Raw genomic sequence first — 23,531 nt, 5'->3', positions numbered from 1 at the left:
CGTCTACGGCACGAACGTCGCGCCCCGCGCCGTGCCCACCACCTTCTCCCCGTCGGCCTGCCCCAGCAGCCCGGCGCCCACCCAGGTGTTCACCACGCTCTGCACCCGGGTCACCAGCGCGTTCTTGTCCGCGAAGGGCGCCCCGGCCCATATCTCGTCCAGGAGCGTGGTGCCGTCGGACTTCGCCGGGTTGGCGACGCCCGAGTCGGTGTTCCCGAAGACGACCTTGGGCTCGGCACGCCGTACGTAGGCGTGGGTCGGGTCCTCGGTGCCCTCGTGGAAGGGGGCGAACTCGGTGCCGGCCAGCGTGTAGTGGAGGGGCTTGCCGGACACGGGCGTCAGCGAAGGCAGCAGGTCGCCGGAGAGCGCGGCGTTGCGGTAGAGCCCCACCTGGAGGTGGCTCGTAGCGGAGTTGCGGCCCACCAGGTTGACCGGACCGTAGAACAGGGTCTGCAGGGACGGGTCGTCGAGGGCCTTCTCGACCCGCAGCCGGAAGGGGATGGTGACGCGCACGGTGTCGCCGCTGCGCCAGGTCCGGGACACGGTGAAGTAGCTGCCCGCGGCCGGAGTGCCGCTGACGGCGCTGCCGTTGACGGTCACCTTGAAGCCGCTGGTCGCCCACGACGGCACGCGCAGCTTCAGTTCGAACGACGCGCTGCCCCCGCCGATGGTGAGGGTGGAACCCTGCTCCCTCGGGTAGTCGGTGGTCTGCGTGACGGTGACGCCCTTCTCGGACCAGGTCAGCGTGGAGGGGCTGTACAGGTTGACGTAGAGGGCGGAGTTGTCGGCCTTCTTGAAGTACACCGAGTCCTGGTACTTGGTGGCGCTCTCCATGCCGGTGCCCTCGCAGCAGGTCGTGCCCTGCTTGGGGGTGTAATCGCGCACGTGCCCGGGCGTCAGGCCGATGAAGTACGTGACGAGCGGCTTCTCCGCGTCGGCCTTGTCCTGCTTGGAGCCGAGGACCTGGTTGTACAGAGCCCGCTCGTAGTAGTCCATGTACTTCGGGTCCTGGTCGTGGAAGAACAGCATCCGGCTCAGCTTGAGCAGGTTGTACGCGCAGCAGGTCTCGGCGTTGGTGTCGCTGATCGTGCCCGCGATGAGCCCGCGGGCCTTCCAGAACTCCGCCGTGCTCGTACCGCCGATGCCGTACATGCGCTGCGGGATGACCATGCCCCAGAAGTTCTTCGCGGCGGTGAGGTAGCGGGTCTCGCCCGTCGCGTCGTACAGCCGGACGTAGCCGGTGAAGATCGGGATGTGCTGGTTGGCGTGCAGGCCGTCGAGGATGTCGGTGTTCGCGGCGCAGGCGTCGATGAGCCTGTCGAGGTCGAACAGCTTGGCCAGCGCGAGGTGTTCGGCCTTGCCGGTGATCGAGTGCAGGTCGACGATCGTCTCGACGATGCCGCCGAACTCGCCGCTGGAGAAGATGCCCCACATCCGTTGCAGGGTGGCGTCGGGCAGCTTGGACAGCCGGGAGTACATCCAGTCGCACATCCCGGACGCGAGGTCGAGCGCCCGGGCGTCGTCCGTGGCGAGATAGGCGTCCAGCAGGCCCTTGAGGATCTTGTGCGCGGTGTAGTAGGGCGCCCACACCCTCGTGTAGTCGCCGCTGGTCATCGACTCCAGCTCGATGAACTGCGTCTCCGGGTAGGCGGCCAGGAACCCGGGGTGGCTCGGCCCGCCCCAGGTGCGGCGCAGCGTGGCGGTGAGCCCGCGGCCGGAGGCGTCGGCGAAGGTGCCGCCGGTGGTGGCGAAGAAGTAGTACGACGCGAGGTTGCCCAGCCCCGCCGAGGAGGTCTTGGCCTCGTTGGTCTGGAGCGAGGTGATCTCGGCCGCGGTCAGGGCCCGTGACCAGACGTTGAACTCGTCGAAGGCGCCCGCGAACACCGGGTCCCCGGAGAAGTTGGAGCGGCCCAGCCAGTTGTTCGTCAGGGTGCCCAGGACGGACGGGTTGAGCGTCATCGAGGTGTTCTGGGCGACGGCGGTGCCGTTGACGTAGAGGGTGCCCGTGCTGCCGGAGAGGGTCACCGCCAGATGGCTCCACTGGTTCAGCGGCAGCGCGGCGGTGCCGTTGAGCCCCTGCTCCCCGCCCGGCCCGCTGGTGGTGATGGCGAACCGCGGAACTCCGCTCGCGTTGCGGGCGGCCAGGTACATGTACCGGGTGGTGTTGTTGCCGAAGTCGAAGACGCGCTGCCAGTTGGCGTTGTGGGTGGGCTTCACCCAGACCGACAGGGTGATCGCCGCCGCACCGCCGAGCACGGCGGCCGGGAGGTCGACGTACTGGTACGAGCCCCGGACGTTCTCGTGCGCGCCGCCCCACTTCCCGGTGACGGCGAGCATGCGCGGGTCGCTGCGCAGAGCCTCCCGCACCTCGGTCAGCGCACCGACCATGGCCCGGATCTTGTCGGCGTACGCCTGGTCTCCGGTGCTCGCGTACGCCTGCGACAGCATGGTCAGGAAGTGGCCGGTGTAGTGGCCGCGGAGATTGCCGTTGGCCTCTCCGTCGAGTCCCTCCCAGCCGCCGGGGGCGACCGCGTTCAGCGTGGAGAGGCCGGCGTTGGCGCGGAAGACCTGGAGCAGCCGGTTCACGTCGTAGCCGCGGGCATGGTCCAGCATCAACTGGCGCTTGCTCGCGAAGATGCCGGATCCGAGCTTCACGGTGTCCAGCGGGAAGGGCCGCAGGGCCCAGGCGGACGGGGGCGGAAGCGTCGCCGCCGAGGCCGCGGCGACCGCCCCGCCGCCTATGCCGGGGACGGCGGCCGCGAGGATCGCGCTCTGGAGAAGGGTCCGTCTGTTGAGGGGCGGGGCCATGTGCTGCTCCTCCGGGGTCCGAGTGGTCCACGTATCGTATGTTCGAAATCACGAACGGTGTGCGGATGATCGACCAGACGGTAGAGGGGGGAGGGGAGGCCGTCAACGCTGCTGACGTGATTGGCCGGTGAGGATCCGTCGGACAGGCCGCCGTACCCGGCGCGCCCCTTCCGTCACTTGCCGGTCGTGCGGCCGATCGACTCCACCAGCGGCAGCAGGCGGTACGGCACCCGCTCGCGCAGGGCGACCTCGGTGCGGGTGCGGACCACGCCCGGGAGGCTGATCAGCTTCTGGATCACGTCCTCCAGGTGCGCGTTGTCACGCGCCACGACCCGGGTGAGGAGATCACCGCCACCGGTGATCGAGAACGCCTCGACGATCTCCGGTACGGCGGCCAGCGCGTCGCCCACGTCGTCGAGGTGGCCCTGGGTGACCTCGATGTGCACGAACGCCAGCACGGGGTGGCCGAGCGCGGCGGGGGAGAGCGAGGGCCCCGTCCCGGTGATCACGCCGTCGCGTTCCAGCCGGTCCAGGCGGGCCTGGAGGGTGCCGCGGGCGATGCCGAGGACCCGGGCGTACTCCCGCACGCTGGTGCGGGGCTGCTCGAGCAGCAGCCGCAGGATGCGGGTGTCGAGCTCGTCCACGGCCATGGTGCCCGGCCTCCTCGTGCCCTGGTGTGCCTGCGTCCGCGGGGGACCGTCGCCGACTGTACCAATGGCCCAGCCGTACGCGCTCCGGGTGGTCCGGTCGCTCACGGCCCGGTCTCCGACCGGTGCGCGGCGGCGGGGTGCGCCAGGGCGAGCGTGCCGTCCGCGTCCAGGGCGACGTGCGCCCCGTCGCTGATCCGGTCGAGCACGTTGCGCAGCCAGGCGCGGTCCCCGTCCGGCGCCGGCTCGAGCCGCATGCGCCGGGCCCGCAGCGGCAGCATGCGCAGACCGCTCAGCCGACCCGTGTCCCCCTCCACCGTGACGAGGTACGCGATCCGCAGGTCGTCGCGGTACTCCTCGTAGCCGGAGATGCCCTCGTAGTCGTCGATGAAGTCGCCGCAGCCGTGCAGCACGAGCCGGTCGCGGTACACCTCGACGGGGCGGGGGTGGTGCGAGGAGTGCCCGTGCACGAGATCGACGCCGCCGTCCACCAGGAGACGGGCGAAGCGGACCTGGTCGCGGGGCACCCGGTAGCCCCAGTTGGAGCCCCAGTGCACGGACACGACCGCGAGGTCGCCGGGGCGCCTCACCTCCCGCACGTGGCGCACCACCGAGGCGGCCGTGTCCGCCGACAGTTCGGGGACGTGGGCGACGCCGGCCGTACTCGGCGTGGCCGCCCACTCGAGCGGTACGCCGCCGGACCGCGCCCCGAGGGCGAACACGAGCACCCGGCCGCCACCGGGGACGGACACCGCGACGGGCGCGTAGGCCTCGGCGGCGCTCCGCCCCGCCCCCGCCGCCCGCAGCCCCGCACGGCTCAGGGAGTCGAGCGTCTCCTCCAGCCCCGGACGGCCGAAGTCGAGCACGTGGTTGTTGGCCAGGACGCACACGTCGGGGCGGGCGACGGTCAGAGCGGGCAGGTTGGCCGGGTGCATCCGGTAGTGGATCGCCTTGCCGGGCGCGAAGGCGCCGCCCCGCGTGACGGACGTCTCCAGATTCACGATCCGGACGTGCGGGGCGTACTCGTCCAGCCACCGCAGAGCGTCGCCCCACGGCCACGAGGGATCGACGGGGGCGGGGACGGGCCCGTTGACCGACTCCGCCAGCCGGACGTAGGCCCGGGCGTCGCGGACGTAGTCCTCTCGCAGTTCCGGACTGCCGGGATGCGGGAGGATCTGGTCGACACCGCGCCCCAGCATCACATCGCCGCACAGGAACAGCGTCACCGCGCCGCCACCCATGTCCCCACGGTAACCCTCGCCCGACCGGCGCGGACGCGGTGCCGCCGCACGGCCACCCGTCGACGCACGTCCTCGGGAGTCACATGTCGACGGTCACCGCGCACGACCAGCCGTACGGATCCGGCGCCATGCGCAGCTCGTGCCACGAGACCTCCCTCGGCACGGCGCCGACGATCTCCACGTCCGCCAGCCCGGCGACCGCCAGCCGCACGTCCATCCCGTCGTCCGTGGTCTCGGCCTCCACGTCGACGGGCACCTGACCGTACGCCTCCAGCCGGTGGGCCACCTCGTCCAGCAACGCGATCAGCAGATCCTCGTCGCTGCCCTCGCCCAGGTGGAACCGCTCGACGGCGGTGGGCCGCACCGCCGTCACGTCGGCGAAGCACTCCACCATCCCCAGCGCCGCCTCCACCAGACAGCGCTCACGACTCGTCCCCCAGGCGTCGATGCGGATGTCGTCCGCGTGCGGCACCGTCCGATGACCGCTCGAGCCCTGCCGTCGTGCCTGCCTGTCGTCGTCGGTGTCGCCGACCATGCCCACCATCCTCGGTCGCCTTCGCCGATACGGGTACCCGGGTCCCGGTGGACCAATGAGGCGAAAGCCACTCACGGCAAGAGGAAGAAGGTGAGGGCGACGCTCTCCCAGCTGGTTCGGGTGCCCGTCGCCGACGGGGCGCTCACGGGCGAACTCGTCGTACCGACGTCGGCGCGGGCGGTCGTGCTGTTCGCCCACGGCAGTGGCAGCTCACGGCACAGCCCGCGCAACCGCATGGTCGCCGCCGAGCTGCGCACCGCCGGCCTGGGCACCGTGTTGATCGATCTTCTCACCGAGCGCGAGGACCGGGAGGACGCGTCGACGGGCGTGCACCGTTTCGACATACCGCTGCTGGGCCGCCGGGTGGTCGCCGTCGCCGACTGGCTGACGGCACAGCCCGGCACCAGGGCACTTCCCGTTGTCCTGTTCGGCGCCAGCACCGGCGCGGCAGCGGCTCTCGTGGCCGCCGCCGAACGCCCCGACCGGATCCTGACCGTGGTGTCCCGGGGCGGCCGGCCCGACCTGGCGGAAGCCGCGCTGGGACGCGTACGGGCACCGGTGCTGCTCATCGTCGGCGGCCGCGATCCCGAGGTGCTGCGGCTGAACCAGGAGGCCGCGCGCCGACTGCGCGTCCCGCATTCCCTCCACGTGGTGCCGGGAGCCACCCACCTGTTCGAGGAGCCCGGCGCACTGGAGCAGGTCGCCGAAGCGGCGAAGGTGTGGTGCGACGACTGCCTGGAGCACGCACGTCAGCAGACCGAGGAGAGATGACCGGCGGCGCCTGCCCGGCGCACTGCCGTCGTGCCGTCGGGTACCGGCGAGGAAGGAGTGGCAGCCGCCATGCAGTTCCGTGATCGAAGGCAGGCCGGACGCAAGCTGGCCGACCTGCTGCGGACCCAGCAGGAGGAGGGCGCCCTGCCCGACCCCGTCGTCCTCGCCCTGCCCCGCGGTGGCGTCGCCGTGGCCGCGGAGGTCGCCCGGGTGCTCGACGCCCCGCTCGACGTGCTCGTCGTGCGCAAGATCGGCGCCCCGTTCCAGGAGGAGTTCGGCGTCGGCGCGATCGCCGGCGAGCAGGAGGCGCTCTTCGACGAGGACGCCCTCGACAGGCTCGGCATCAGCAAGAGCGAGCTCACCCCGGTCGTGGAGCGGGAACGCAGGGAACTCCACCGCCGTGAGCAGCTCTACCGGCAGGGCCGCCCCGCCCCCGACCTGCGCGGACGTACCGCGATCCTCGTCGACGACGGGCTGGCGACCGGCGGCACGGCCCGTGCCGCGCTGCACGCCGTACGGCGTCTGGGGCCCCGCCGGATCGTGCTGGCCGTGCCGGTCGGCTCGCCCGAGGCGGTGAACCTGCTGCGCGGTGAGGCCGACGACGTGATCTGCCTGCATCGTCCGGCGTCCTTCATGGCCGTCGGCCTCTGGTACGAGGACTTCGAGCAGCTCTCGGACAACGACGTGCTGGAAGACCTGCGCGCGGCCGCCGAGCGGCGCGCCAGCCGGACGTGACACGACCCGTACGACAACCCCGTCCGCGACCCTGCGGTGACCGAGACCTCCGGTGAGTGGTCCGTTGGCCACGCGGGGGAGATCGAGGACGTCTCCCGACTGTGCCAATGGACCAGGATTTCCGAGCTCTGTTGAACCAACAGCCGTCCAGGTGCTGAGATGGTCGTGTCGATGGCGCTGCGGACTCCGCGGCGCCTTTTTCATGCCGGTGTAGCAGAGGGGCGGGAAGCAGTGCTGAAGAGGGTGTTCGTGGCTCCGGACCCGGGGCGGGCGCGGCTGCGGTTCGCCGCGCGGGCCGTCCTTGGCGTCGGACTGGCGGTCGCGGCCTGCGGCCTCGCCGGGCACTCCCTGGTCGGCGCCGTCACCGGCGGGCTCGCCGCGCTGCTCGCCCTGTTCACCGTCACCGACAGCGCCGTGCGCGGCCAGGCGGTCACCACCGCGCTGCTGCCCGCCGTCGGCATGCCCGTACTCGCGGCCGCCGCCGTGCTGCACGACCACCCCGTGGCCCGCGACCTCACCTTCCTCGCCGTCATCGGCGCCGGCGTGTACGCGCGCCGCTGGGGGCCGCGCGGGCACAGCCTGGGCGTGTTCGCGTTCATGATGTTCTTCGTCGCGCAGTTCCTGCACGCGACGAGGGCACAGCTGCCCGAGCTGTACGCGGCCGTCGCGCTGTCCGTGCTGGCCGCGGCGGTGGTGCGGTTCGGGCTCTGGTGCTACGAACGCCGGCTGCCCCCGGCCCCGGTGCCCGCCCCGCCGGGCGGCCGCGGCCTCGCCCGCGTCACCACCCGGCAGGCGGTCCAGGCCACCGCCGGCGCGGGCTTCGCCCTCGTCGCGGGCCAACTGGTGTCCGGGCAGCGCTGGTACTGGGCCGTCGGCGCCACCTGGTGGATCTTCGTCAACACCACCTCGCGCGGCGAGACGCTGGTGCGCGGCTTCCGCCGGGTCCTCGGCACGGTCATCGGCATCGGACTCGGCCTGCTCGTCGCCGTCCCCGTGCACGGCGCCGGCCTGCCCACCGCCGCCCTCGTCGCCGTCTGCGTCTTCGGCATCTTCTACACGGCCGCGGTGTCCTACACCTGGATGATGCTCTGGGTGACCCTGCTCGCCGAGCTGCTCTACGGCCTCCTCGGCGTCCTCAGCCCCGGGCTGCTGGCGCTGCGGCTCGCGGAGACCGGCGTCGGGGCGGTCGGCGCCGTCCTGGCCGTGCTGTTCGTGCTGCCCGTCACCACGCACACCGTCACCGACGCCTGGATCCAGCGCGCCCTGCGCTGCGTCCACGCGTGCACCGCGGAGGCCGCCGCACGCCTCGCGGGCGACCCGGCCGCCGACCCCGCCGCACGCGTCACCGAGCTGGAGCAGCTCCTCGGCCGGGTACGGCTCTCCGTCGCCCCGCTCGTGCACCCGCTGAACCCCGCGCTCGGCCGCAAGCGGCGGGCCCGCCGGGTCCTCGCCCTGCTGGACGACTGCGCCCGCGAGATCCGCGGCCTCGTCGCCGTGGCCGCCGACCCCGAGGCCTCCCACGACGCCCGCCTCGCCGCCGCCTGCTGGCGGGTGCAGGGCGCGGTGGAGGCGCTGACCGAGGGCGGACCGGAGCCGATGACGCCCGCCGAGCTGCCGTCGGAGCACACCGAGCGCCCGCCGGCGCACGGCGAGCCCGCGCTGGCCCATCTGCACGGGCTGGAGCGGGCACTGGCGGAACTGGCACAGCCGTTGCGGGCGACCCCGGGCTCGCCGCTGGTGGGCGCCTGACGGCAGGTGGGGGCCGGGGGCCCGGGGGATCGTGCGAGGTCTGTGGTGGCAAGGGGAGCGGGGTGCCGGGCGGCCGTCGCCACGCCCGGACCGGCGATGCTGCGGACCCGCTCCCGACTCCCCGCATGCCGCCGAAGAGCCCTCGATCCGGGGCGGTTCCGGTGCCTTCCTTGGTCTAGACCGATCGTGATCGACTGCTACCGTCAGCCGGACAGCGGCGACACGAGAGGGGACAGCGGTGGCAGACGTCGGCAGACGGCGGAAGCGGGCGTTCATCGGGTCGTTCACGGCGGCCGGCGGGCCCGGGATCGTGGCGGCGGCCGTGGATCCGGTCAGCGGCGCGCTGACCGTCCTGAGCAGCGTCAACGGCATTCCCGACCCCTCGTACCTGGCGCTCTCGCCGACCGGGGAGACGCTGTACGCGCTGAGCGAGACCGCCGAGGGTGCGGTGGCGGCGTACAACGTGGCCGGGGACGTGCCCGAACCGGTGGGGCCGCCCGTGCCGGTCGACGGCAGCGGGCCCACGCACCTCAGCGTGTGCGACGGCCACGTCCTCACCGCCAACTACGGTTCCGGAAGCGTCAGCGCCATCCCCGTCCGGACGGACGGCACCCTGGCCCGGGCCGCCTCCGGCGTGCTGCGGCACAGCGGCTCCGGCCCGCACACCCGGCGCCAGCAGGGGCCGCACGCCCACCAGGTGCAGCCCGACCCCACCGGACGCTGGGCGGTCAGCGTGGACCTCGGGACGGACTCCGTGCGTGTGTGCGACCTGCGCGACGGCATCCCCGTCCTGCACGGCGAGTTCGCCCTGCGCCCCGGGTCCGGCCCGCGCCACCTGGCCTTCCATCCGGGCGGCTCCTACGCGTACGTGGTCAACGAACTCACGCCGACCGTCACCGTCTGCCGCTGGGACGCCCCGGAGGGCTCGCTGAAGCCGCTGGCGGAGATCCCGGTACTGCCCGGGGCGCCCGCCGCGGACGCCTACCCGTCGGGCATCGTCGTCTCGCCCGACGGCCGGTTCGTGTGGACGGCCACCCGCGGCGAGGACGTGCTGTCCGTGTTCACCGTGCAGGGCGACGGCGAGGGGCTGCGGCTGATCGGCACCGTGTCCTGCGCCGGCCACTGGCCGCGGGCGCTCGCCGAGTCCGCGGGCCACCTCTACGTCGCCAACGAACGCTCCGGAGACGTCACCTGGTTCGCCCTCGACCCGGCCACGGGGCTGCCCCACCGCACCGGTTCGATCGAGGTGACGGCGGCGTCGTGCGTGGTGTTCGGCTGACGGCGCCTGCCCGGTGCGGACGCCGCTGACGGCGTCACCGGGGGTGGGCTGCGGGCCGGTCCGGTGCCGCCTTTCCTGCCCGGTGAGGCACTTGGGGTGAGCGGCGGTGGGGCTTCGGTGGGTCGGCGTTTGCGGGGGTGGGCTGCGGGCCGGTCTGGTGCCGTCTTTGCCTGCCCGGTGAGGGGCGGTGGGGCTTCGGTGGGTCGGCGTTTGCGGGGGTGGGCCGCGGGCCGGTCCGGTGCCGTCTTTCCCTGCCCGATCAGGCACCCGGGGTGACCGGCCGCAGCGCCTCGGCTGGCCGCCGCCCGCAGGGCTCGGGGGCTGATCCGGAGGAGCAGGCCTGATCACCCCGGCCCGTCGGCCGGCTCGGCCAGCGCCCGCGCTCGGCCAGCGCCCGCGCTCGGTGAACAGCGGGTCCGCCGTGCTGCCGACGACCGCAGCGCCTGTCGGCTTGCCCTGCCGGCAGTCGTGGGGGCGACGTGGGCAGACCCTGGGAGGGCGCTCAGCCGACGCGGTGTCGGGAGACCCGGCGCGACCCGCGTCCGACCCAGCCCACCCGTGTCGCCCGGTCGTGACGGCCCTGCCCGGCCCGTACGACCGGCTGCACAGCCTCGGTCGGTCGGCGCTCGCAGGTGGGGCGGCTGGTCCGGAGCGGCCCGCCTGATCGCCGGCCCCGGCCCGCGTCCGAGCCCGGCAAGCGGCGTCCCCGGCAAGCGGCGTCCCCGGCAAGCGGCGTCCCCGGCAAGCGGCGGTTCCGGCAAACGGCGGGCGCGGGCCCGGCGTGCCGTCGACGAACCGCAGGTCGTGCCGGTGCCCTGCCCGTGGTCGCGGGGAGGAAGGCGAGGCGGCGATGCACAAGGCGCTAAGTCGACCGGACGTCGGCTGCGCGCTCCCCTCGACCGGCCCCGCACCCCCGTCCCGGCCGGTCGTGACGCCCCGGCCCGCACGACGAAGGGCCCGCTCCTCGTCGGGAGCGGGCCCTTTCGTGGTGCTGCGGGCGCGCACGGCGTCGTGCTGCGGGCTTGTGCGCGCGTCGTACGGCCGCCGGTCCGGCTGGGGCTAGCGGACCGGCGTCCCCTGCGGCTGCTGCGGGGCGATGCCCAGGGCCGTCGTGTACTTGGCCAGGGCGAGCTTGCCGATGGCCGGGTACGGGCCGAGGGCCTCGGCGGCGGGGCAGCCCGCTTCCCTGGCCGCCTCCTCGAGCAGCGTGGCGTCGATCTCCGGGCCGATGAGGTACGGCGCCAGGGCCAGTTGCTGGGAGCCGGAGGAGCGCAGCTGCTCGGCGACGGAGGTGATGGAGCCCTCCTGGTCGAGCGCCGCGGCCATCACCGGCACGGCGAGGCGCGCGGCGAGCAGCATGCCGGTGATCCCGGCGGCCTGCACGGCCTCGTCGCCGCCCACGGAGGCCAGGATGATGCCGTCCGCGGCCGTGGCCACGGTGAACAGCCGGGCGCGGTCCGCGCGCGCCAGGCCCGCCTCGGACAGCCGCACGTGCAGCGCCTCGGCGAGCAGCGGGTGCGGGCCGAGGACATCGGTCAGGTCGGCGGCGACCCGGCTGTCCATGACGGCCTGACGGACCTGGCGCAGCAGCGCGCTGTCCGGGCCGGCCAGCAGCGGCACGACGACGGCGACGGGGCCGTCGGGCTCCCTGACGTCCATCCCGGCGGCCAGGGCCTGCTCGTAGCGGGCGGTGCGCTCGTCGGCGGCGTACGCCAGCACGGACTGGAGGGTGGGGAAATCGGTGTTGTCCCCGTCGAGGTACCCGATGCGCGCGTCGAGGCCGGGGAGTTCGGAGCGGGCGATGCTCACGATCTCCTCGGCGAGGCCGCGGGTGGCGGCGCTCGGCGTGCCAGGCACCGCGAGGACGAGCGCGGGCGCGCCCTCGGGAGCCGCCAGCGGCTCGGGTCGGCGGTGCCGCCCGGGCTGGCGGGGGCGCGGCATTCGTACAGGCAGGCCGGACGCGGGCCCAGTGGGGGAGCTCATGGCGCCGCATGTTACTGGCTTCCTGGGCTCTGCTGTTCGGGGAGGGTGCAGGTGAGCGGTATCCGTCCGGTTTTGTCTGATGAGTTACGTACGGATCAGAAGTGATCAGCATGTTTTCCGGGCGACTTGCCCTTGAAGGGGTCAATCCCCCCTTTTGCGGGACGGCGGATTGTTCACCACGTACAGCATCGAATCGTCACGCGGGAGGGTGAGCGTGCCCACCGCCAGCTGAAGGGCGATACGGACCGCGCCGTCCACCGGATCGCCGGCGGCCGCGACCCGTCGCGCGTACGGCAGCCGCTGGGTCAGTTCCTCTGCCAAGGGCACGAGCAGAGGGCCGCCCAACTCGCACAGGCCCCCGGTGACGGCGACTTGGGGTTCTCCGTCGGCCGGGCAGACGGCGGCGGCCGAGTCGGCCATGTGCCGGGCCGCCGCCCGCAGGATGCCGGCGGCGACCGGATCGTGCGGTGCGCACGCGGCGACCTGGGGCGCGAAGGAGGCGAGGACGGCCGGGCGGTCGGGGCGTGGGTAGAGGCGGCCGGGCAGGCCGGGCATCGGCCCGAACCGCTCCTCGGCGCGGGTGAGAAGAGCCACCGAGCCGCCGGGCCGGCCGTCATGGGCGCGCAGTGCGGCTTCCAGTCCCGCCCGTCCGATCCAGGCGCCGCCACCGCAGTCGCCCAGCAGATGTCCCCAGCCGTCGGCCCGGCGCCAGGCCGTCAGGTCCGTGCCGATCGCGATGAGGCCCGTGCCGGCGGCGATCACGGCACCCGGCCGCGACCCGAGGGCGCCGACGTAGGCGGTGACGGCGTCGGCGGCGAGGGCGACGGTGCGCACGCCGAACTCCCGTGCCAGAGCGGCCGGGAGCTCGGCGCGCAGTGCCCCACCCAGGGTGCCGAAACCGGCCGCGCCGACCACCGCGGTGAGGGGTCGGCCGATACCGGTCTCGGCCGACAACGCCCGGACCATGGGCGTCAGTTGCTCCATCAGATGCTCTGGGTCGATGCCCCGCGCGCCGGTGCGTACGGGCACCCGGGACGAGCGATGTGCCGGCGCGCGCCGTTCGGTGGTGCCGAGGGCGACCCGCAGGCCGGAGCCGCCCGAGTCCACGGCGAGGATGCCGGGCGAGGGCTCCGGAGGCGCGGGAACGGTCACGGCAGGCGCCGGTCCAGGGGTTGGCCCTCTTGACGGATCGGCAGGTCGTCGGCCCGCCCGAAGGGGCGCGAGCCGAAGTCGCGCGCGGCGGGCGCCCGGATCGCCTGCTGGCCGCCGTGGGACGGCTGGGGCAGGCCCGGGCTGATGTCCGGCTCCCGGTGCCAAGGGTGGAGACCACGGCGGAGTGGCTTGATCGCTGGACGCAACAAGCTCCCCTCCTTTCCGGCGACCGGCTGCGCGATCTGCGCGATCTGCTCGACCGGCTCGCGGACCACGAACGAGGAGGAAGACTAGCGCCTGAGAGGCGGCCCCTGTGCGAAGGATTCCCTGCGTAGGGAGGCGCCTGTGTGTGCCAGTAGAGTGACGCGCCGTGGCACCACGACCCTTGCATGAACTTGTCGAAGCAGGCTGGGCGAAGGCTCTCGACCCCGTGTCCGAACGCATCGCGGCCATGGGGGACTTCCTCCGGGCCGAGATAGCGGCCGGCCGGACCTATCTTCCGGCCGGAGCGAATGTCCTGAGGGCCTTCCAGCAGCCCTTCGACGACGTCCGCGTCCTGATCGTCGGCCAGGATCCCTACCCGACGCCGGGAATGGCGATCGGGTTGAGTTTCGCGGTCTCGCCAGAGGTGCGTTCCTTGCCGGGCAGTCTGGAGAACATCTTCCGGGAGATGCACTCCGATCTCGGGCTGCCCAGGCCGTCGACCGGCGATCTGACGCCGTGGACGCAGCAGGGCGTACTGCTGCTCAACAGAGCGCTGACGACCGCGCCGCGCAAGCCGGGCGCGCATCGGGGCAAGGGCTGGGAGGAGGTCACCGAGCAGGCCATCCGGGCGCTCGCCGCGCGCGGGAAGCCGCTGGTGTCCATCCTGTGGGGGCGTGACGCCCGCAATCTGCGGCCGCTGCTCGGGGATCTTCCGGCGATCGAGTCGGCCCATCCCTCGCCGATGTCGGCGGACCGGGGCTTCTTCGGCTCGCGTCCGTTCAGCCGGGCCAACGACCTGCTGCTGCGGCAGGGTGCGCAGCCGGTGGACTGGCGACTGCCGTAGGCCGGGGACGAGAGCCGGCGACGTACAGAACGGCTCTCCGTGTGGTGGCCCGCGAGGGTCGCGCGCCGCAAAAAAGGGCGGCACCGGCCGGGATCCGTGGTTCTGCGGTCCCGGCCGGCGCCGCGTGGTGCGGTCCGCCCACTGTCGTGGTGGCCGTGGGCGGTCCGCCTGTGACGAGGTGAACGGACTGCAACCGTCCTCCTGCGCCCCCGATGCTCCGCAGATGGTCGGCGGTGCCGTTGCGGCATGTTCACCCACGTGCCGTCCTTGACGTACTCGTACTGGACGGTGCGGCTCGCAGGGACGCGGCTGTTGGCGCCGTAGCCGTGTCATCCGCTGGGGCTGCGCGGGCGTGATGGGTGCGGGCACCTTGACCGTGGTGCTGCCCAAGGTCGAGGACCGCTCGACGCGTTGGCCGTCCTGAAAGATCTGCTGGTCGCTGCCCTTGCCGTCGGGCCTTCCGTGAAGGTCCCGGTGCGAGGGCGTCATGGCCGGCCACGTGCGACCGGAGCCCGGTGCACGTCGGTGGCCGGAACCCGCCGGTGACCGCTTCGGCATCCTCGTCACGTTCACACCCTTGACACGCATCCGCCACAGGCAGTCTGATGTGCGACGCCGTTGGAATCAGTCATTTTTTGCTCGTTCTCGGGCAGTTCTGTCGTCCTGTCGTGGGTGACGGCGCGGGCGGCCCGGAGTGAAGGGAACCTCCCTCATGCGTCGCGTCTGGCTCTTGGTGCTTGCCGTGCTGACAGCGCTACTCCCGCAAACCCTTCTGATGGGTACCGCACACGCGGCCACCGTCACGGTCCCCAACGCCACCCAGTTCACGGACACCACGGGTGCGGTGGTGCACGCCCACGGCGGTGGCGTGATCAAGGTCGGCTCGTACTACTACTGGTTCGGCGAGAACCGCAACGAGGACAACTCCTTCCGGTACGTGTCCGCCTACCGCTCGACCGACCTCAAGAGCTGGGAGTTCAGGCGTCATGTCCTGACCCAGGCCAGCGATCCGGAGCTGGTGTCCGCCAACATCGAGCGTCCCAAGGTCATCTTCAACAAGGCCACCGGCAAGTTCGTCATGTGGATGCACAAGGAACTGGCCACCGACTACACCCAGGCCCGCGCCGCCGTCGCCGTCTCCGACACCGTCGACGGCGACTACACCTGGCAGGGCAGCTTCCGTCCGCTGGGCCACATGTCCCGCGACATCACCGCCTACGTCGACGACGACGGCACCGGCTACATGATCTCGGCCGCCCGCGAGAACCGAGACCTGCACATCTACCGCCTCAGCCCCGACTACCTCACCGTCGAGAGCCGCGTACAGCTGCTCTGGGCGGGGCAGTTGCGCGAGGCTCCGGCGCTGTTCAAGCGCAACGGTGTCTACTTCCTGCTCACCTCCGGCGCCACCGGCTGGAATCCCAACCAGCAGAAGTACGCCACCGCCGCCAGCATCACGGGAACCTGGAGCGACCTGCGGGACGTGGGTGACGCCACCGCATACGGCTCGCAGACCACCTTCGTCCTGCCCGTCCAGGGCAGTACGGGCACCGAGTACCTGTACATGGGCGACCGCTGGGGCAACTCCTTCAAGCAGAACGTCAACGCCTCCAAGTACGTCTGGCTGCCGCTGGAGTTCCCCACCGACACCACGATGACCATGGACTGGTTCCCGCAGATCAGCATCGACACCGCCGCGGGCAAGGTCGACGGCGTCGGCGGACCCTGGGAGACGCTCACCGCGCGCCACAGCGGCAAGTGCGTCGACGTACCGGGAAAGTCGGTGGAGGACGGCGTCCAGCTCACGCAGTACACCTGCAACGGAGGGATGAACCAGGCCTGGTGGATCAGGGACCTCGGCAACGGATACGCGCAGCTCATGGCCAAGCACAGCGGCAAGTGCGTCGACGTGGCCAACAACTCCACCGCCAACGGCAACCCGGTCATCCAGTGGGCCTGCAGCAGCGGCTCCAACCAGCAGTGGCAGCTCCAGGACGCCGGTGACGGCCACGTCCGCCTGGTCTCCCGACTCAGCGGCAAGTGCCTGGACGTCAACGCCTCCTCCACCGCCGACGGCGCCAAGCTGATCCAGTGGACCTGCGGAACCGGCACCAACCAGCAGTTCAAGCGCGGAGCCTGACCACCCGGCCGCTTTACCGCATGGCCCGTGCATGCGCGGCGTCACGGTGACGCGGGAGAGGTCCGGGCGGTCCGCCGCCCGGACCTCTCCCGTCCCCGATCCGGCCCGCGGCGTCCACGCGGTGAGGGGGCCGGCCGCGCCCTCGGCGCGGTCGACGGTGATGGTGTGGCCGTCGCGTTCGGTGATGCCGGTCAGCCAGGCGGTTCCGGCGCGGGGGGACCGGATGCGGATGCGGACAGGTGGCCCGCGCGGCGCCGGCGGCCTCTGCCGTCACCAGTCACCGTAGTCCTCTACCAGGTTGGCGATGAGCGAGAGCAGGGCGTCGGCCCGGTGCCGGTCCCCGCGCCGGCTGCGCAGGGCCTCGTCGATTTCCCGGAGTCGGGCCAGGGCGGCAGGGTCTCGGCGTTTCACCTCGTCGAGCAGCGGTGTGGTGATCAGGTCCAGGCATGCGGTGAGCAGGAGCCGGGTGGCATGGGCGGGGGGAGCCGGGTCGGGGACGGCGAAGCCGGTGGTCAGGTATCGCGCCGGGTCGGTGAGGCTCCAGCCGACGACGGTGCCGTGCTGGACGAGGAGCGCCACGTCGGGGGCGATGCCGATGCGGGCGTCGAGTGGCTCGTCGAGGACGTCGAGGTCGCGCAGACAGGTGAGGACGGTGTCTGCCGGGGCGCGGCAGAGTTCCGTGGTCACCTCCAGGCGGAAGTCCCGGGCCTCGTCCGCGCGGAGGCCGCCCGGGTGGACGGGGGGTGTGGCGGGAAGGCGGGCGGAGTCCTCGGGGTCGGCGGCCTCACCGGCGATCTGGAACTCGGCGCCGACCAGGTCCCGGCCTTCCTTGTCGAACCGGAGCTCGTCAGGCGTGTCCCACAGCCACGGCCGGCTGCCGAAGGTGTCCAGAAGGAACCGGCCGCGTTCCTTGACGTTCGCGTACTCCGCGATGCGCACGCGGAAGTCCCGGAAGTCGAAACGCGGGGTGAGGCGCAGCGGATCGCCCGTCACCGTCGCGGTCCAGTCGTCGTCGAGGGTGATTCTCATGGTGGATGCCACCTCATCCCCGGCGCCTTCACGGCACGGAAACGCCCCCGTGCCGAACTCGGTCACCAGTTTCCGTAGTCCTCGACCATGGTGGCGATGAGGTCGAGCAGGGCGTCGGCCCGGTGCCGGTCCTCTTGTTGGTTACGCAGGGTTTCGTCGGCGGCCCGGAGGCGGGCCAGGGCGGCCGGTTCGCCGTCCACCAGGTCGTCGACCACCGGCGTGGTGATCAGGTCCAGGCACTCGGTGAGCAGCCGGCGCGTGGTGTCGGACGGCGGGGTGGGATCGGGTTCGGCGAACCCAGTCGTCAAGTACCGGACCGGGTCGGTCAGATTCCAGCCGACGACGGCGCCGTGCTGGGCGAGGAGTGCCACGTCGGGGGCGATGCCGATGCGGGCCTCCAGCGGCTCGTTGAGGACGTCGAGGTCGCGCAGACAGGTCAGCACGGCGTCCCCGGGAGCGCGGCACAGCACCGTGCACATCTCGTGCCGGAAGTCCCTGACCTCGTCCGCGCGAAGGCCGCCCGGGTGGACGGGGGGCATGACGGGAGCGCGAACGGACGTCTCGTGGTACGCGGAGACGTACGGCAGCTGGAGTTCGACCCCGACCAGCATCCGGCTGTCCGGGTCGAACCGGAGGGTGTCAGGGGCGTCCCACAGCCACTCCTGGCTGCCGAAGGTGGCCACGAGGAAGCGCTCACGTTCCTTCACGTTCGCGTAGTGCGCGACGTACACGGAGTTGCCCGCGAAGCGGGGGGCGATGTGCAGCGAATCGTCCGTCACTGTTGTGCGCCAGCCGCCGTCGAACGACAGTCTCATGGTCATTCCTGCCTCATCCGATCTGCACTGCTGGGGCCGGATAGCCGTCCTTGGCACGAATCCTGCCCTCCACGATGTCCTCGTGGGTCACCGGTGCACCGGGGTCTGTGGGTCTACCGCCGAGTGCCTCAGCCCCGGAATCGCCCTTGATGCCCGACCGTCAGCGGCAGGCCGTCCTCGGTGCGGTCGACGGTGGACGACGCCGATGGCGGCGATCTCCAGACGCTCGTCCACGGTGGACGTCCAGGCGGGCCCCGGGAAGCGGCCGACCGTGCAGCCGGACTCGGTGGGTGAGACCAGCGGCAGGATGCCGGGCAGTTCGACGTCGGTCTGGGGCAGGTACATCCGGCCCGTGGCCAGGTCCACCGGGTCGCGGGCGGCGGTGCGGTCGCCGTCCGGGGCGTCGTCGACCAGCTTGCGCAGCCGTGCGGCGTCGGCGGCCTCCTCCGTGATGCGGATGCCCTTCGCCGAGGCACCGCCCCCGCCGGTGGCTGCGGTCGGCGCGAGGTCGGGAATCAGTCGGCCGAAGCCCTCGGCGGGGTCCTGCATGAAGTCGCTGATCATCTGCTTGCCGGTGCCAAGTGCAGGTCACCGAGCAGCCGATCCGGGCGTTGGCCGCGCGCGGTGAACCGCCGGCAGGCCAGCCGGAGGAGGCCCCGACCCGTATCCGGCGTCCGAATTCCGGCCCCGCGGGAACGGCGCCGCGGGTACGGTCCCGGGGGCGTCGACCCGGCGGCGGCGTCGTCCCGGGGCCGACGCCGCCGGCGCTCCCCGTGACCCTCCGTCGGATACCGGTCCCACTGTGGTCCACACGGCGGCGATCAACCGGTGGCCGAGGCCGGACGGTCCCCCCGTCGCCGGTCCCGCTCAGCCGACCACCGCGGCTCGCACGCAGAGCACGTCCGGCAGGTGCGAGGCCAACTGCCGCCAGCTGTCGCCGTCGTCGGCGGAGGCGAACACCTCGCCGTTGCGGTTGCCGAAGTACACGCCCGCGGGGTCCGCGTCGTCCGTACAGAGCGCGTCACGCAGCACGGTGCCGTAGTGGTCCTCCTGGGGCAGGCCCGCCGCCAGCGGCTCCCAGCTCTTGCCCGCGTCCGCCGTACGGAAGACCCGGCAGCGGTGGTCGGCGGGCACCCGGTCCGCGTCGGCGTTGATCGGGAAGACGTACGCCGTGTCGCCGCGGTGGGGGTGCGCGGCGGCGGCGAAGCCGAAGGTGGACGGCAGGCCCTCGCCGATGTCCGTCCAGTGCCCGCCCGAGTCGTCGCTGCGGTACACGCCCCAGTGGTTCTGCAGGTACAGGCGGTCCGGGTTCGCCGCGTCCCGCGCGACCTTGTGCACGCACTGCCCGAACTCGGGGTTGGGGTCCGGCAGGAACACCGCGGAGACACCGGAGTTGGACGGTGTCCAGCTGGCGCCGCCGTCGGTGGTACGGAAGACGCCGGCCGTCGACACCGCCACCGTCACCGCCCGCGGGTCGCGCTTGTCGGTGAGCACCGTGTGCAGTCCCTCTCCGCCGCCGCCCGGCACCCACTGCGCGCGCGTCGGGTGCTCCCACAGCGGGCGGACCAGCTCGAAGCTCTCCCCGCGGTCCTCGGAGCGGTACAGCGCGGCCGGTTCCGTGCCCGCGTACACCACGTCCGGCTCGGCGGCCGCCGGGTGCAGCTGCCACACCCGCTCCAGCGAGGCCTTCGTGTCCTGCGGGAACTTCACGGCCGGCTTCGCCGGTTCGGTCCAGGTCCGGCCGAGGTCGTCGGAGTGGAACACCGACGGGCCCCAGTGCGCGCTGTCACCCCCGGCGAGGAGCCGCGGGCGGTCGCCGCGGGTGTCGATGGCGACCGAGTAGATCGCCTGAGCGTTGAAACAGGGGGATTCGTCGAACTGCCATGCGCCACCGTGCCTGCGCCCGATGAACAGGCCTTTGCGCGTGCCCACGGCGAGTAGTACCTCGGTCATGCCGGTCACCTCCGCGACGTCTTTGTCCCAGCACCGGCCAGTCTGCACCCCGCCACTGACAGTCACCCCTGGAAAGGGCATCGCCGCAGGTCACAGCGGCGGTGACGGACGGGAACCGGCGTCCGTCGGCCACTTTCGGCGGGACGCCTGCGCGGGCGGTGGGAGGCGTGCGACCGTCGGGACGGAGGACTCGCCCTGAGCATCCGGACCGCCCGCCGCGTATGGGAGGGCGCCGGGATGTTCACGCGCTCATGAGGAGGAAGCCTTCGATGGCGTTCCGTGGTCCGAAGGTGTGGCTGTGGCGCTGGCGGCGCAACCCGCTGAAGCGTCGCGCCGACACGGTGGAGGCCTGGGTCGTGCTCGGTGCCTGGGCGCTGACCGTCCTCGCCGGAGTGCTGGCCGGCTGGGCGGCGGCCCGTTCCGTCGAGCACGGGCTGGCCCGGGAACGCGTCGAGTGGCGCCCCACCACCGGGCGGCTCACCGAGCAGGCGCCCGGGAAGCCCCCCGCGCGCCTGGGCAGCTCCAGCGGGGACCATGTGTGGGCGAAGGTCGGCTGGACCGGCCCCGACGGCTCCGCCCACACCGGCCAGGTCCGCGTCGCCCCGGGCAGCGCCGCCGGGACCCGGGTCACGGTCTGGACGGACCGCGAAGGCCGCCTGGTCACCGAGCCGGCCGGTGTCGGCCAGGCCCGCCTGCGTGCCGCCCTGGTCGGCGGCCTGGCGGGCGTGACGGCGGCGGCCGTGCCCTTCGCGGGCGGCCGGATGCTGCGTGGACGTCTGGAGCGTCGCCGCGTGGAGCAGTGGGACACGGAGTGGGCGCGGTTCGACGCGCTGTGGGGGAGGCCGGCGGGGTGAGGGCCGGGCGGTCCGGTTTCGACGGCGACGGAGAGCCGGTCCTCGCTGCCTGTCAGGCGCCCCCGATGCTGCCTGTCAGGCGCTCACGATCCGGGTAGGGCGGAGGCCGTCTCCCTCTCCGCCGCGCCCCCTGTCAGGTGCGGCGAAACGCTCCGCAGCGGCCGGCATCGGCCATGACCACACCGTTGCCGGTCAACAGATCATTCGCCCAAGGCGATTGATCAGTCACCGCCGGGCAGTGCCCGTCCCAGGATCCCGTCGAGGTCCGCGCCGTCCGGAAGCGTGCCGAAGGCGTACCCCCCGTCGCCGCCGAGCCGGGTCGCGCAGAAGGCGTCGGCGACCGCGGCCGGGGCGTGCCGGATGAGGAGGGACGCCTGGAGGGTGAGGGCCATCCGCTCCACCAGACGGCGGGCCGCGGCCTGCGTCGCCTCGCCGAGCCGGGACTTCAGGCGGGTGACCGCCGCGTCCAGCCGGGGGTCGGCCCCCTGCGCCAGGGCCAGTTCGCCGAAGAGGGCGTCCACGGTGGCGGGCTCGCGGGTCACCGCCCGCAGCACGTCGAGCGCGTTGACATTGCCCGAGCCCTCCCAGATCGACAGCAGCGGGGCCTCGCGGTAGTGCCGGGGCATGCCGGAGTCCTCCACGTAGCCGTTGCCGCCCAGGCACTCCAGGGCCTCCGCGGTGAAGGCCGGACCCCGCTTGGTCACCCAGTACTTGCCGACGGCGGTCGCGATCCGCCGGAAGGCCTGCTCACCGGTGTCGCCGCGCACCGCCCGGTCGGCCGCCCCGGCCAGCCGCAGCGTGAGCGTGGTGGCGGCCTCCGACTCCAGCGCGAGGTCCGCCAGCACGTTGCGCATCAGCGGCTGGTCGAGCAGCCGCGCCCCGAAGGCGCTGCGGTGCCGCACGTGATGGCCCGCCTCGACGAGCGTCTTGCGCATCAGCGCCGCCGACATCATCACGCAGTCCAGCCGGGTGCAGTTGACCATCTCGATGATGGTCTTCACGCCCTGCCCCTCGGGCCCGACCAGCCAGGCGACCGTCCCGTCGAACTCCGGCTCGGAGGAGGCGTTGGAGCGGTTGCCCAGCTTGTCCTTCAGCCGCTGGATGCGGAACGGGTTGCGGGTGCCGTCGGGCAGGACGCGCGGCACCAGGAAGCACGACGGACTCCCTCCCGCCCCGGGCGGGGCCACCTGGGCCAGCACCAGGAACACGTCGCACATCGGCGCCGACGTGAACCACTTGTGCCCGCGCAGCGTGTACACCCCGGGCTCGGCCGTGGGCGTGGCCGTCGTCGCGTTGGTCCGGACGTCCGAGCCGCCCTGCTTCTCGGTCATCCCCATGCCCGCGAGCAGCCCGCGCTTCTCGGTCGGCACCCGCAGTCCCGGGTCGTACTCCCGGCCGGTCAGCAGGGGCTCGTACACCGCGGCGAGGTCCGGCTGCCGGCGCAGGGCGGGGACGGCCGCGTACGTCATCGACGTGGGGCAGCCGTGACCCGCCTCGGTGTGGCCCCACACCAGGCCGCCCGCCGTCCGGGCGACATGGACGCCGGGCCGGTCGTCCGCCCAGGGCGCCCCGGCCAGGCCCTCGGCAACGGCGACCCGCATCAGGTGGTGCCAGCTGGGGTGGAAGTCCACCTCGTCCACACGGTGCCCGTACCGGTCGTGCGTGCGCAGCACGGGCTCGTGCCGGTTGGCCAGCTCGCCCCACTCCTGCGCCTCGGGACCGCCGGCCCGCAGCCCGAGCCGCCGGACGTCTCCCTCCGCCCATCCGGCGCCCTCCCGCCGCAGCCCTTCCAGCAGGGCGGCGTCGTCGGAGGCGTCGTACGGGGTCAGGGGAGGTGGCTGGTTGGTGACCTCGTGCGTCGTGTGGGCGGCGACGGGTGACTGCCCGAAGGAGAGGGTCATGCGGTCAAATGTTGCACGGCTCCTACGGTCGCAGCAATAGTGCAATATCACGGGTCGACGTACAGTACGGCCTCATGCGCAGGAACGTGTCGGCGGAGCCCGGTGAGGTGGAGCTGCGGCCGCTGTCGGCCCGGTCGGTGGTGCTGAGCCTGCTGCTCGGCACCCATCCGCCGGAGCTGCCGGTGAAGGACCTGGTCCGCCTGGTGGAGCCCTTCGGAGTCGGCGGCTCCACACTGCGGGCCGCCCTCAGCCGGATGGTGGCGGCCGGCGACCTGCGGCGCACCGGGGCCGTCTACGGCCTCAGCGACCGTCTGCTGGAGCGCCAGCGCCGGCAGGACGACGCCGTCCATCCGGCGACCCGGCCCTGGGACGGCGACTGGGAGATGGCCGTGGTGACGGCCACCGGCCGCGGCCCGGCCGAACGCGCCGAGCTGCGCGCCGAGTTGACCCGGCTGCGGCTGGCCGAACTGCGCGAGGGGGTGTGGCTGCGCCCCGCCACCCTGCTCCGCCCCTGGCCGGCCGGGCTCGCCGGGGTCACCCGGTACTTCACCGCCCGTCCAGAGGCGTCGGCCCGCGAACTGGCCGCCGAGCTGTGGCCGTTGCGGGAGTGGGCCGCCACGGCCCGTGCCCTGCTCGCGCACATCGCGCGGGCCCGGCGGCCCGCCGACCGCTTCACCGCCTTCGCGGCCGTCGTGCGGCATCTCCTCGCCGACCCGGTCCTGCCGGCCGAACTCCTGCCCGCCGACTGGCCCGGTCCCGCCCTGCGCGCCGCCTACACCGACTACCAGCGCGAGGTGACCGACGCGGTGCGCGGACGGGAACACGCCTGACGGCCGGAGGAAGCGGGTGCGGGCCGCTTCCTCCGGCCGCCCGTGGGGGGAAGGGGGAGGA

At 72.9% G+C, this 23,531-nt stretch carries 19 protein-coding genes and 1 pseudogene; 8 read left to right on the top strand and 12 right to left on the bottom strand.

All coding sequences use genetic code 11. From position 1 onward, the window contains the following. Positions 1-3: 3 nt before the first annotated feature. From ACF1A1_RS29710 to ACF1A1_RS29695, 4 genes are all read right to left on the bottom strand, one after another. Entirely contained in the window at positions 4-2,808 is a 2,805-nt protein-coding gene (locus tag ACF1A1_RS29710) for a beta-L-arabinofuranosidase domain-containing protein (RefSeq protein ID WP_392004090.1), read from the bottom strand. Between the two features lie 173 nt (positions 2,809-2,981). After that, positions 2,982-3,458: an Lrp/AsnC family transcriptional regulator gene (locus ACF1A1_RS29705; protein ID WP_392004089.1), complete on the bottom strand. Its 477-nt coding sequence runs from the start codon at positions 3,456-3,458 to the stop codon at positions 2,982-2,984. A gap of 101 nt (positions 3,459-3,559) precedes the next feature. Beyond that, positions 3,560-4,696, bottom strand: coding sequence for a CapA family protein (locus ACF1A1_RS29700; RefSeq protein ID WP_392004088.1), 1,137 nt, complete (start codon positions 4,694-4,696; stop codon positions 3,560-3,562). 79 nt (positions 4,697-4,775) lie between these two features. After that, positions 4,776-5,231 carry an archease gene (locus tag ACF1A1_RS29695; protein ID WP_392004087.1) on the bottom strand — a complete coding sequence of 152 codons (456 nt, stop codon included), beginning with the start codon at positions 5,229-5,231 and terminating at the stop codon, positions 4,776-4,778. Between the two features lie 90 nt (positions 5,232-5,321). Here ACF1A1_RS29695 and ACF1A1_RS29690 point away from each other — a divergent pair, with 90 nt between their 5' ends. From ACF1A1_RS29690 to ACF1A1_RS29675, 4 genes are all read left to right on the top strand, one after another. Further along, positions 5,322-6,002 carry a dienelactone hydrolase family protein gene (locus tag ACF1A1_RS29690; RefSeq protein ID WP_392004086.1) on the top strand — a complete coding sequence of 227 codons (681 nt, stop codon included), beginning with the start codon at positions 5,322-5,324 and terminating at the stop codon, positions 6,000-6,002. A 69-nt stretch (positions 6,003-6,071) separates the two neighbouring features. After that, complete coding sequence (locus ACF1A1_RS29685; protein WP_392004085.1) at positions 6,072-6,737, top strand: phosphoribosyltransferase; 666 nt, start codon at positions 6,072-6,074, stop codon at positions 6,735-6,737. A 231-nt stretch (positions 6,738-6,968) separates the two neighbouring features. Beyond that, positions 6,969-8,486 (top strand): FUSC family protein, encoded by a 1,518-nt coding sequence (locus tag ACF1A1_RS29680; RefSeq protein ID WP_392004084.1) that lies wholly within the window; start codon positions 6,969-6,971, stop codon positions 8,484-8,486. A 238-nt stretch (positions 8,487-8,724) separates the two neighbouring features. Further along, positions 8,725-9,765 carry a lactonase family protein gene (locus ACF1A1_RS29675; protein WP_392004083.1) on the top strand — a complete coding sequence of 347 codons (1,041 nt, stop codon included), beginning with the start codon at positions 8,725-8,727 and terminating at the stop codon, positions 9,763-9,765. A 1,059-nt stretch (positions 9,766-10,824) separates the two neighbouring features. Here ACF1A1_RS29675 and ACF1A1_RS29670 read toward each other — a convergent pair. The 3 genes from ACF1A1_RS29670 to ACF1A1_RS29660 all read right to left on the bottom strand — a co-directional run bounded on the left by ACF1A1_RS29670 (position 10,825) and on the right by ACF1A1_RS29660 (position 13,175). Then, a complete protein-coding gene (locus tag ACF1A1_RS29670) occupies positions 10,825-11,748 on the bottom strand; it encodes a sirohydrochlorin chelatase (protein ID WP_392004082.1) in 924 nt (307 codons plus the stop codon). 141 nt (positions 11,749-11,889) lie between these two features. Continuing rightward, positions 11,890-12,900, bottom strand: a complete 1,011-nt coding sequence (locus ACF1A1_RS29665) for an N-acetylglucosamine kinase (RefSeq protein WP_392004081.1) — start codon at positions 12,898-12,900, stop codon at positions 11,890-11,892. Next, entirely contained in the window at positions 12,897-13,175 is a 279-nt protein-coding gene (locus ACF1A1_RS29660; protein WP_392004080.1) for a hypothetical protein, read from the bottom strand. The genes ACF1A1_RS29665 and ACF1A1_RS29660 overlap by 4 nt, the downstream gene beginning before the upstream one ends. Positions 13,176-13,270: 95 nt before the next feature. Between ACF1A1_RS29660 and ACF1A1_RS29655 the strand changes: the two genes are divergently transcribed. Next, positions 13,271-13,948 (top strand): uracil-DNA glycosylase, encoded by a 678-nt coding sequence (locus ACF1A1_RS29655; RefSeq protein ID WP_392004079.1) that lies wholly within the window; start codon positions 13,271-13,273, stop codon positions 13,946-13,948. Between the two features lie 712 nt (positions 13,949-14,660). Then, positions 14,661-16,088, top strand: a complete 1,428-nt coding sequence (locus ACF1A1_RS29650; RefSeq protein ID WP_392004078.1) for an RICIN domain-containing protein — start codon at positions 14,661-14,663, stop codon at positions 16,086-16,088. 270 nt (positions 16,089-16,358) lie between these two features. Here the strand turns inward: ACF1A1_RS29650 and ACF1A1_RS29645 are convergent, their stop codons facing one another. The 4 genes and pseudogenes from ACF1A1_RS29645 to ACF1A1_RS29630 all read right to left on the bottom strand — a co-directional run bounded on the left by ACF1A1_RS29645 (position 16,359) and on the right by ACF1A1_RS29630 (position 19,885). Then, the gene (locus ACF1A1_RS29645; RefSeq protein ID WP_392004077.1) at positions 16,359-17,117 is read right to left on the bottom strand and encodes a hypothetical protein; all 759 of its coding nucleotides are present in this window, start codon (positions 17,115-17,117) and stop codon (positions 16,359-16,361) included. A 62-nt stretch (positions 17,118-17,179) separates the two neighbouring features. Then, positions 17,180-17,932: a hypothetical protein gene (locus ACF1A1_RS29640; RefSeq protein ID WP_392004076.1), complete on the bottom strand. Its 753-nt coding sequence runs from the start codon at positions 17,930-17,932 to the stop codon at positions 17,180-17,182. 192 nt (positions 17,933-18,124) lie between these two features. Next, positions 18,125-18,514 (bottom strand): annotated as a pseudogene (locus ACF1A1_RS29635) (DUF6531 domain-containing protein); the annotation flags it as partial. Between the two features lie 285 nt (positions 18,515-18,799). Continuing rightward, positions 18,800-19,885, bottom strand: a complete 1,086-nt coding sequence (locus tag ACF1A1_RS29630; protein WP_392004075.1) for a WD40/YVTN/BNR-like repeat-containing protein — start codon at positions 19,883-19,885, stop codon at positions 18,800-18,802. 269 nt (positions 19,886-20,154) lie between these two features. Between ACF1A1_RS29630 and ACF1A1_RS29625 the strand changes: the two genes are divergently transcribed. Then, positions 20,155-20,739 (top strand): hypothetical protein, encoded by a 585-nt coding sequence (locus ACF1A1_RS29625; protein ID WP_392004074.1) that lies wholly within the window; start codon positions 20,155-20,157, stop codon positions 20,737-20,739. Positions 20,740-20,960: 221 nt separating this feature from the next. On the opposite strand, the gene ACF1A1_RS29620 is transcribed toward ACF1A1_RS29625, so the two are convergent. After that, a complete protein-coding gene (locus tag ACF1A1_RS29620; protein ID WP_392004073.1) occupies positions 20,961-22,640 on the bottom strand; it encodes an acyl-CoA dehydrogenase family protein in 1,680 nt (559 codons plus the stop codon). Positions 22,641-22,714: 74 nt separating this feature from the next. Here ACF1A1_RS29620 and ACF1A1_RS29615 point away from each other — a divergent pair, with 74 nt between their 5' ends. After that, entirely contained in the window at positions 22,715-23,470 is a 756-nt protein-coding gene (locus tag ACF1A1_RS29615) for a PaaX family transcriptional regulator C-terminal domain-containing protein (protein WP_392004072.1), read from the top strand. The last annotated feature ends 61 nt before the right edge of the window (positions 23,471-23,531 follow it).

It is taken from the genome of Streptomyces sp. NPDC014995, assembly GCF_043080745.1.
In the GTDB taxonomy this organism is placed as follows: Bacteria; Actinomycetota; Actinomycetes; order Streptomycetales; family Streptomycetaceae; genus Streptomyces.
This window is presented reverse-complemented; position numbering and strand designations above follow the sequence as displayed.

Coding starts and splice junctions, on each gene's coding strand:
- ACF1A1_RS29710 (WP_392004090.1), bottom strand. CDS start 2,808: ATGGCCCCGCCCCTCAACAGACGGACCCTTCTCCAGAGCGCGATCCTC.
- ACF1A1_RS29705 (WP_392004089.1), bottom strand. CDS start 3,458: ATGGCCGTGGACGAGCTCGACACCCGCATCCTGCGGCTGCTGCTCGAG.
- ACF1A1_RS29700 (WP_392004088.1), bottom strand. CDS start 4,696: ATGGGTGGCGGCGCGGTGACGCTGTTCCTGTGCGGCGATGTGATGCTG.
- ACF1A1_RS29695 (WP_392004087.1), bottom strand. CDS start 5,231: ATGGTCGGCGACACCGACGACGACAGGCAGGCACGACGGCAGGGCTCG.
- ACF1A1_RS29685 (WP_392004085.1), top strand. CDS start 6,072: ATGCAGTTCCGTGATCGAAGGCAGGCCGGACGCAAGCTGGCCGACCTG.
- ACF1A1_RS29670 (WP_392004082.1), bottom strand. CDS start 11,748: ATGAGCTCCCCCACTGGGCCCGCGTCCGGCCTGCCTGTACGAATGCCG.
- ACF1A1_RS29650 (WP_392004078.1), top strand. CDS start 14,661: ATGCGTCGCGTCTGGCTCTTGGTGCTTGCCGTGCTGACAGCGCTACTC.
- ACF1A1_RS29645 (WP_392004077.1), bottom strand. CDS start 17,117: ATGAGAATCACCCTCGACGACGACTGGACCGCGACGGTGACGGGCGAT.
- ACF1A1_RS29640 (WP_392004076.1), bottom strand. CDS start 17,932: ATGAGACTGTCGTTCGACGGCGGCTGGCGCACAACAGTGACGGACGAT.
- ACF1A1_RS29630 (WP_392004075.1), bottom strand. CDS start 19,885: ATGACCGAGGTACTACTCGCCGTGGGCACGCGCAAAGGCCTGTTCATC.
- ACF1A1_RS29625 (WP_392004074.1), top strand. CDS start 20,155: ATGGCGTTCCGTGGTCCGAAGGTGTGGCTGTGGCGCTGGCGGCGCAAC.
- ACF1A1_RS29620 (WP_392004073.1), bottom strand. CDS start 22,640: ATGACCCTCTCCTTCGGGCAGTCACCCGTCGCCGCCCACACGACGCAC.
- ACF1A1_RS29615 (WP_392004072.1), top strand. CDS start 22,715: ATGCGCAGGAACGTGTCGGCGGAGCCCGGTGAGGTGGAGCTGCGGCCG.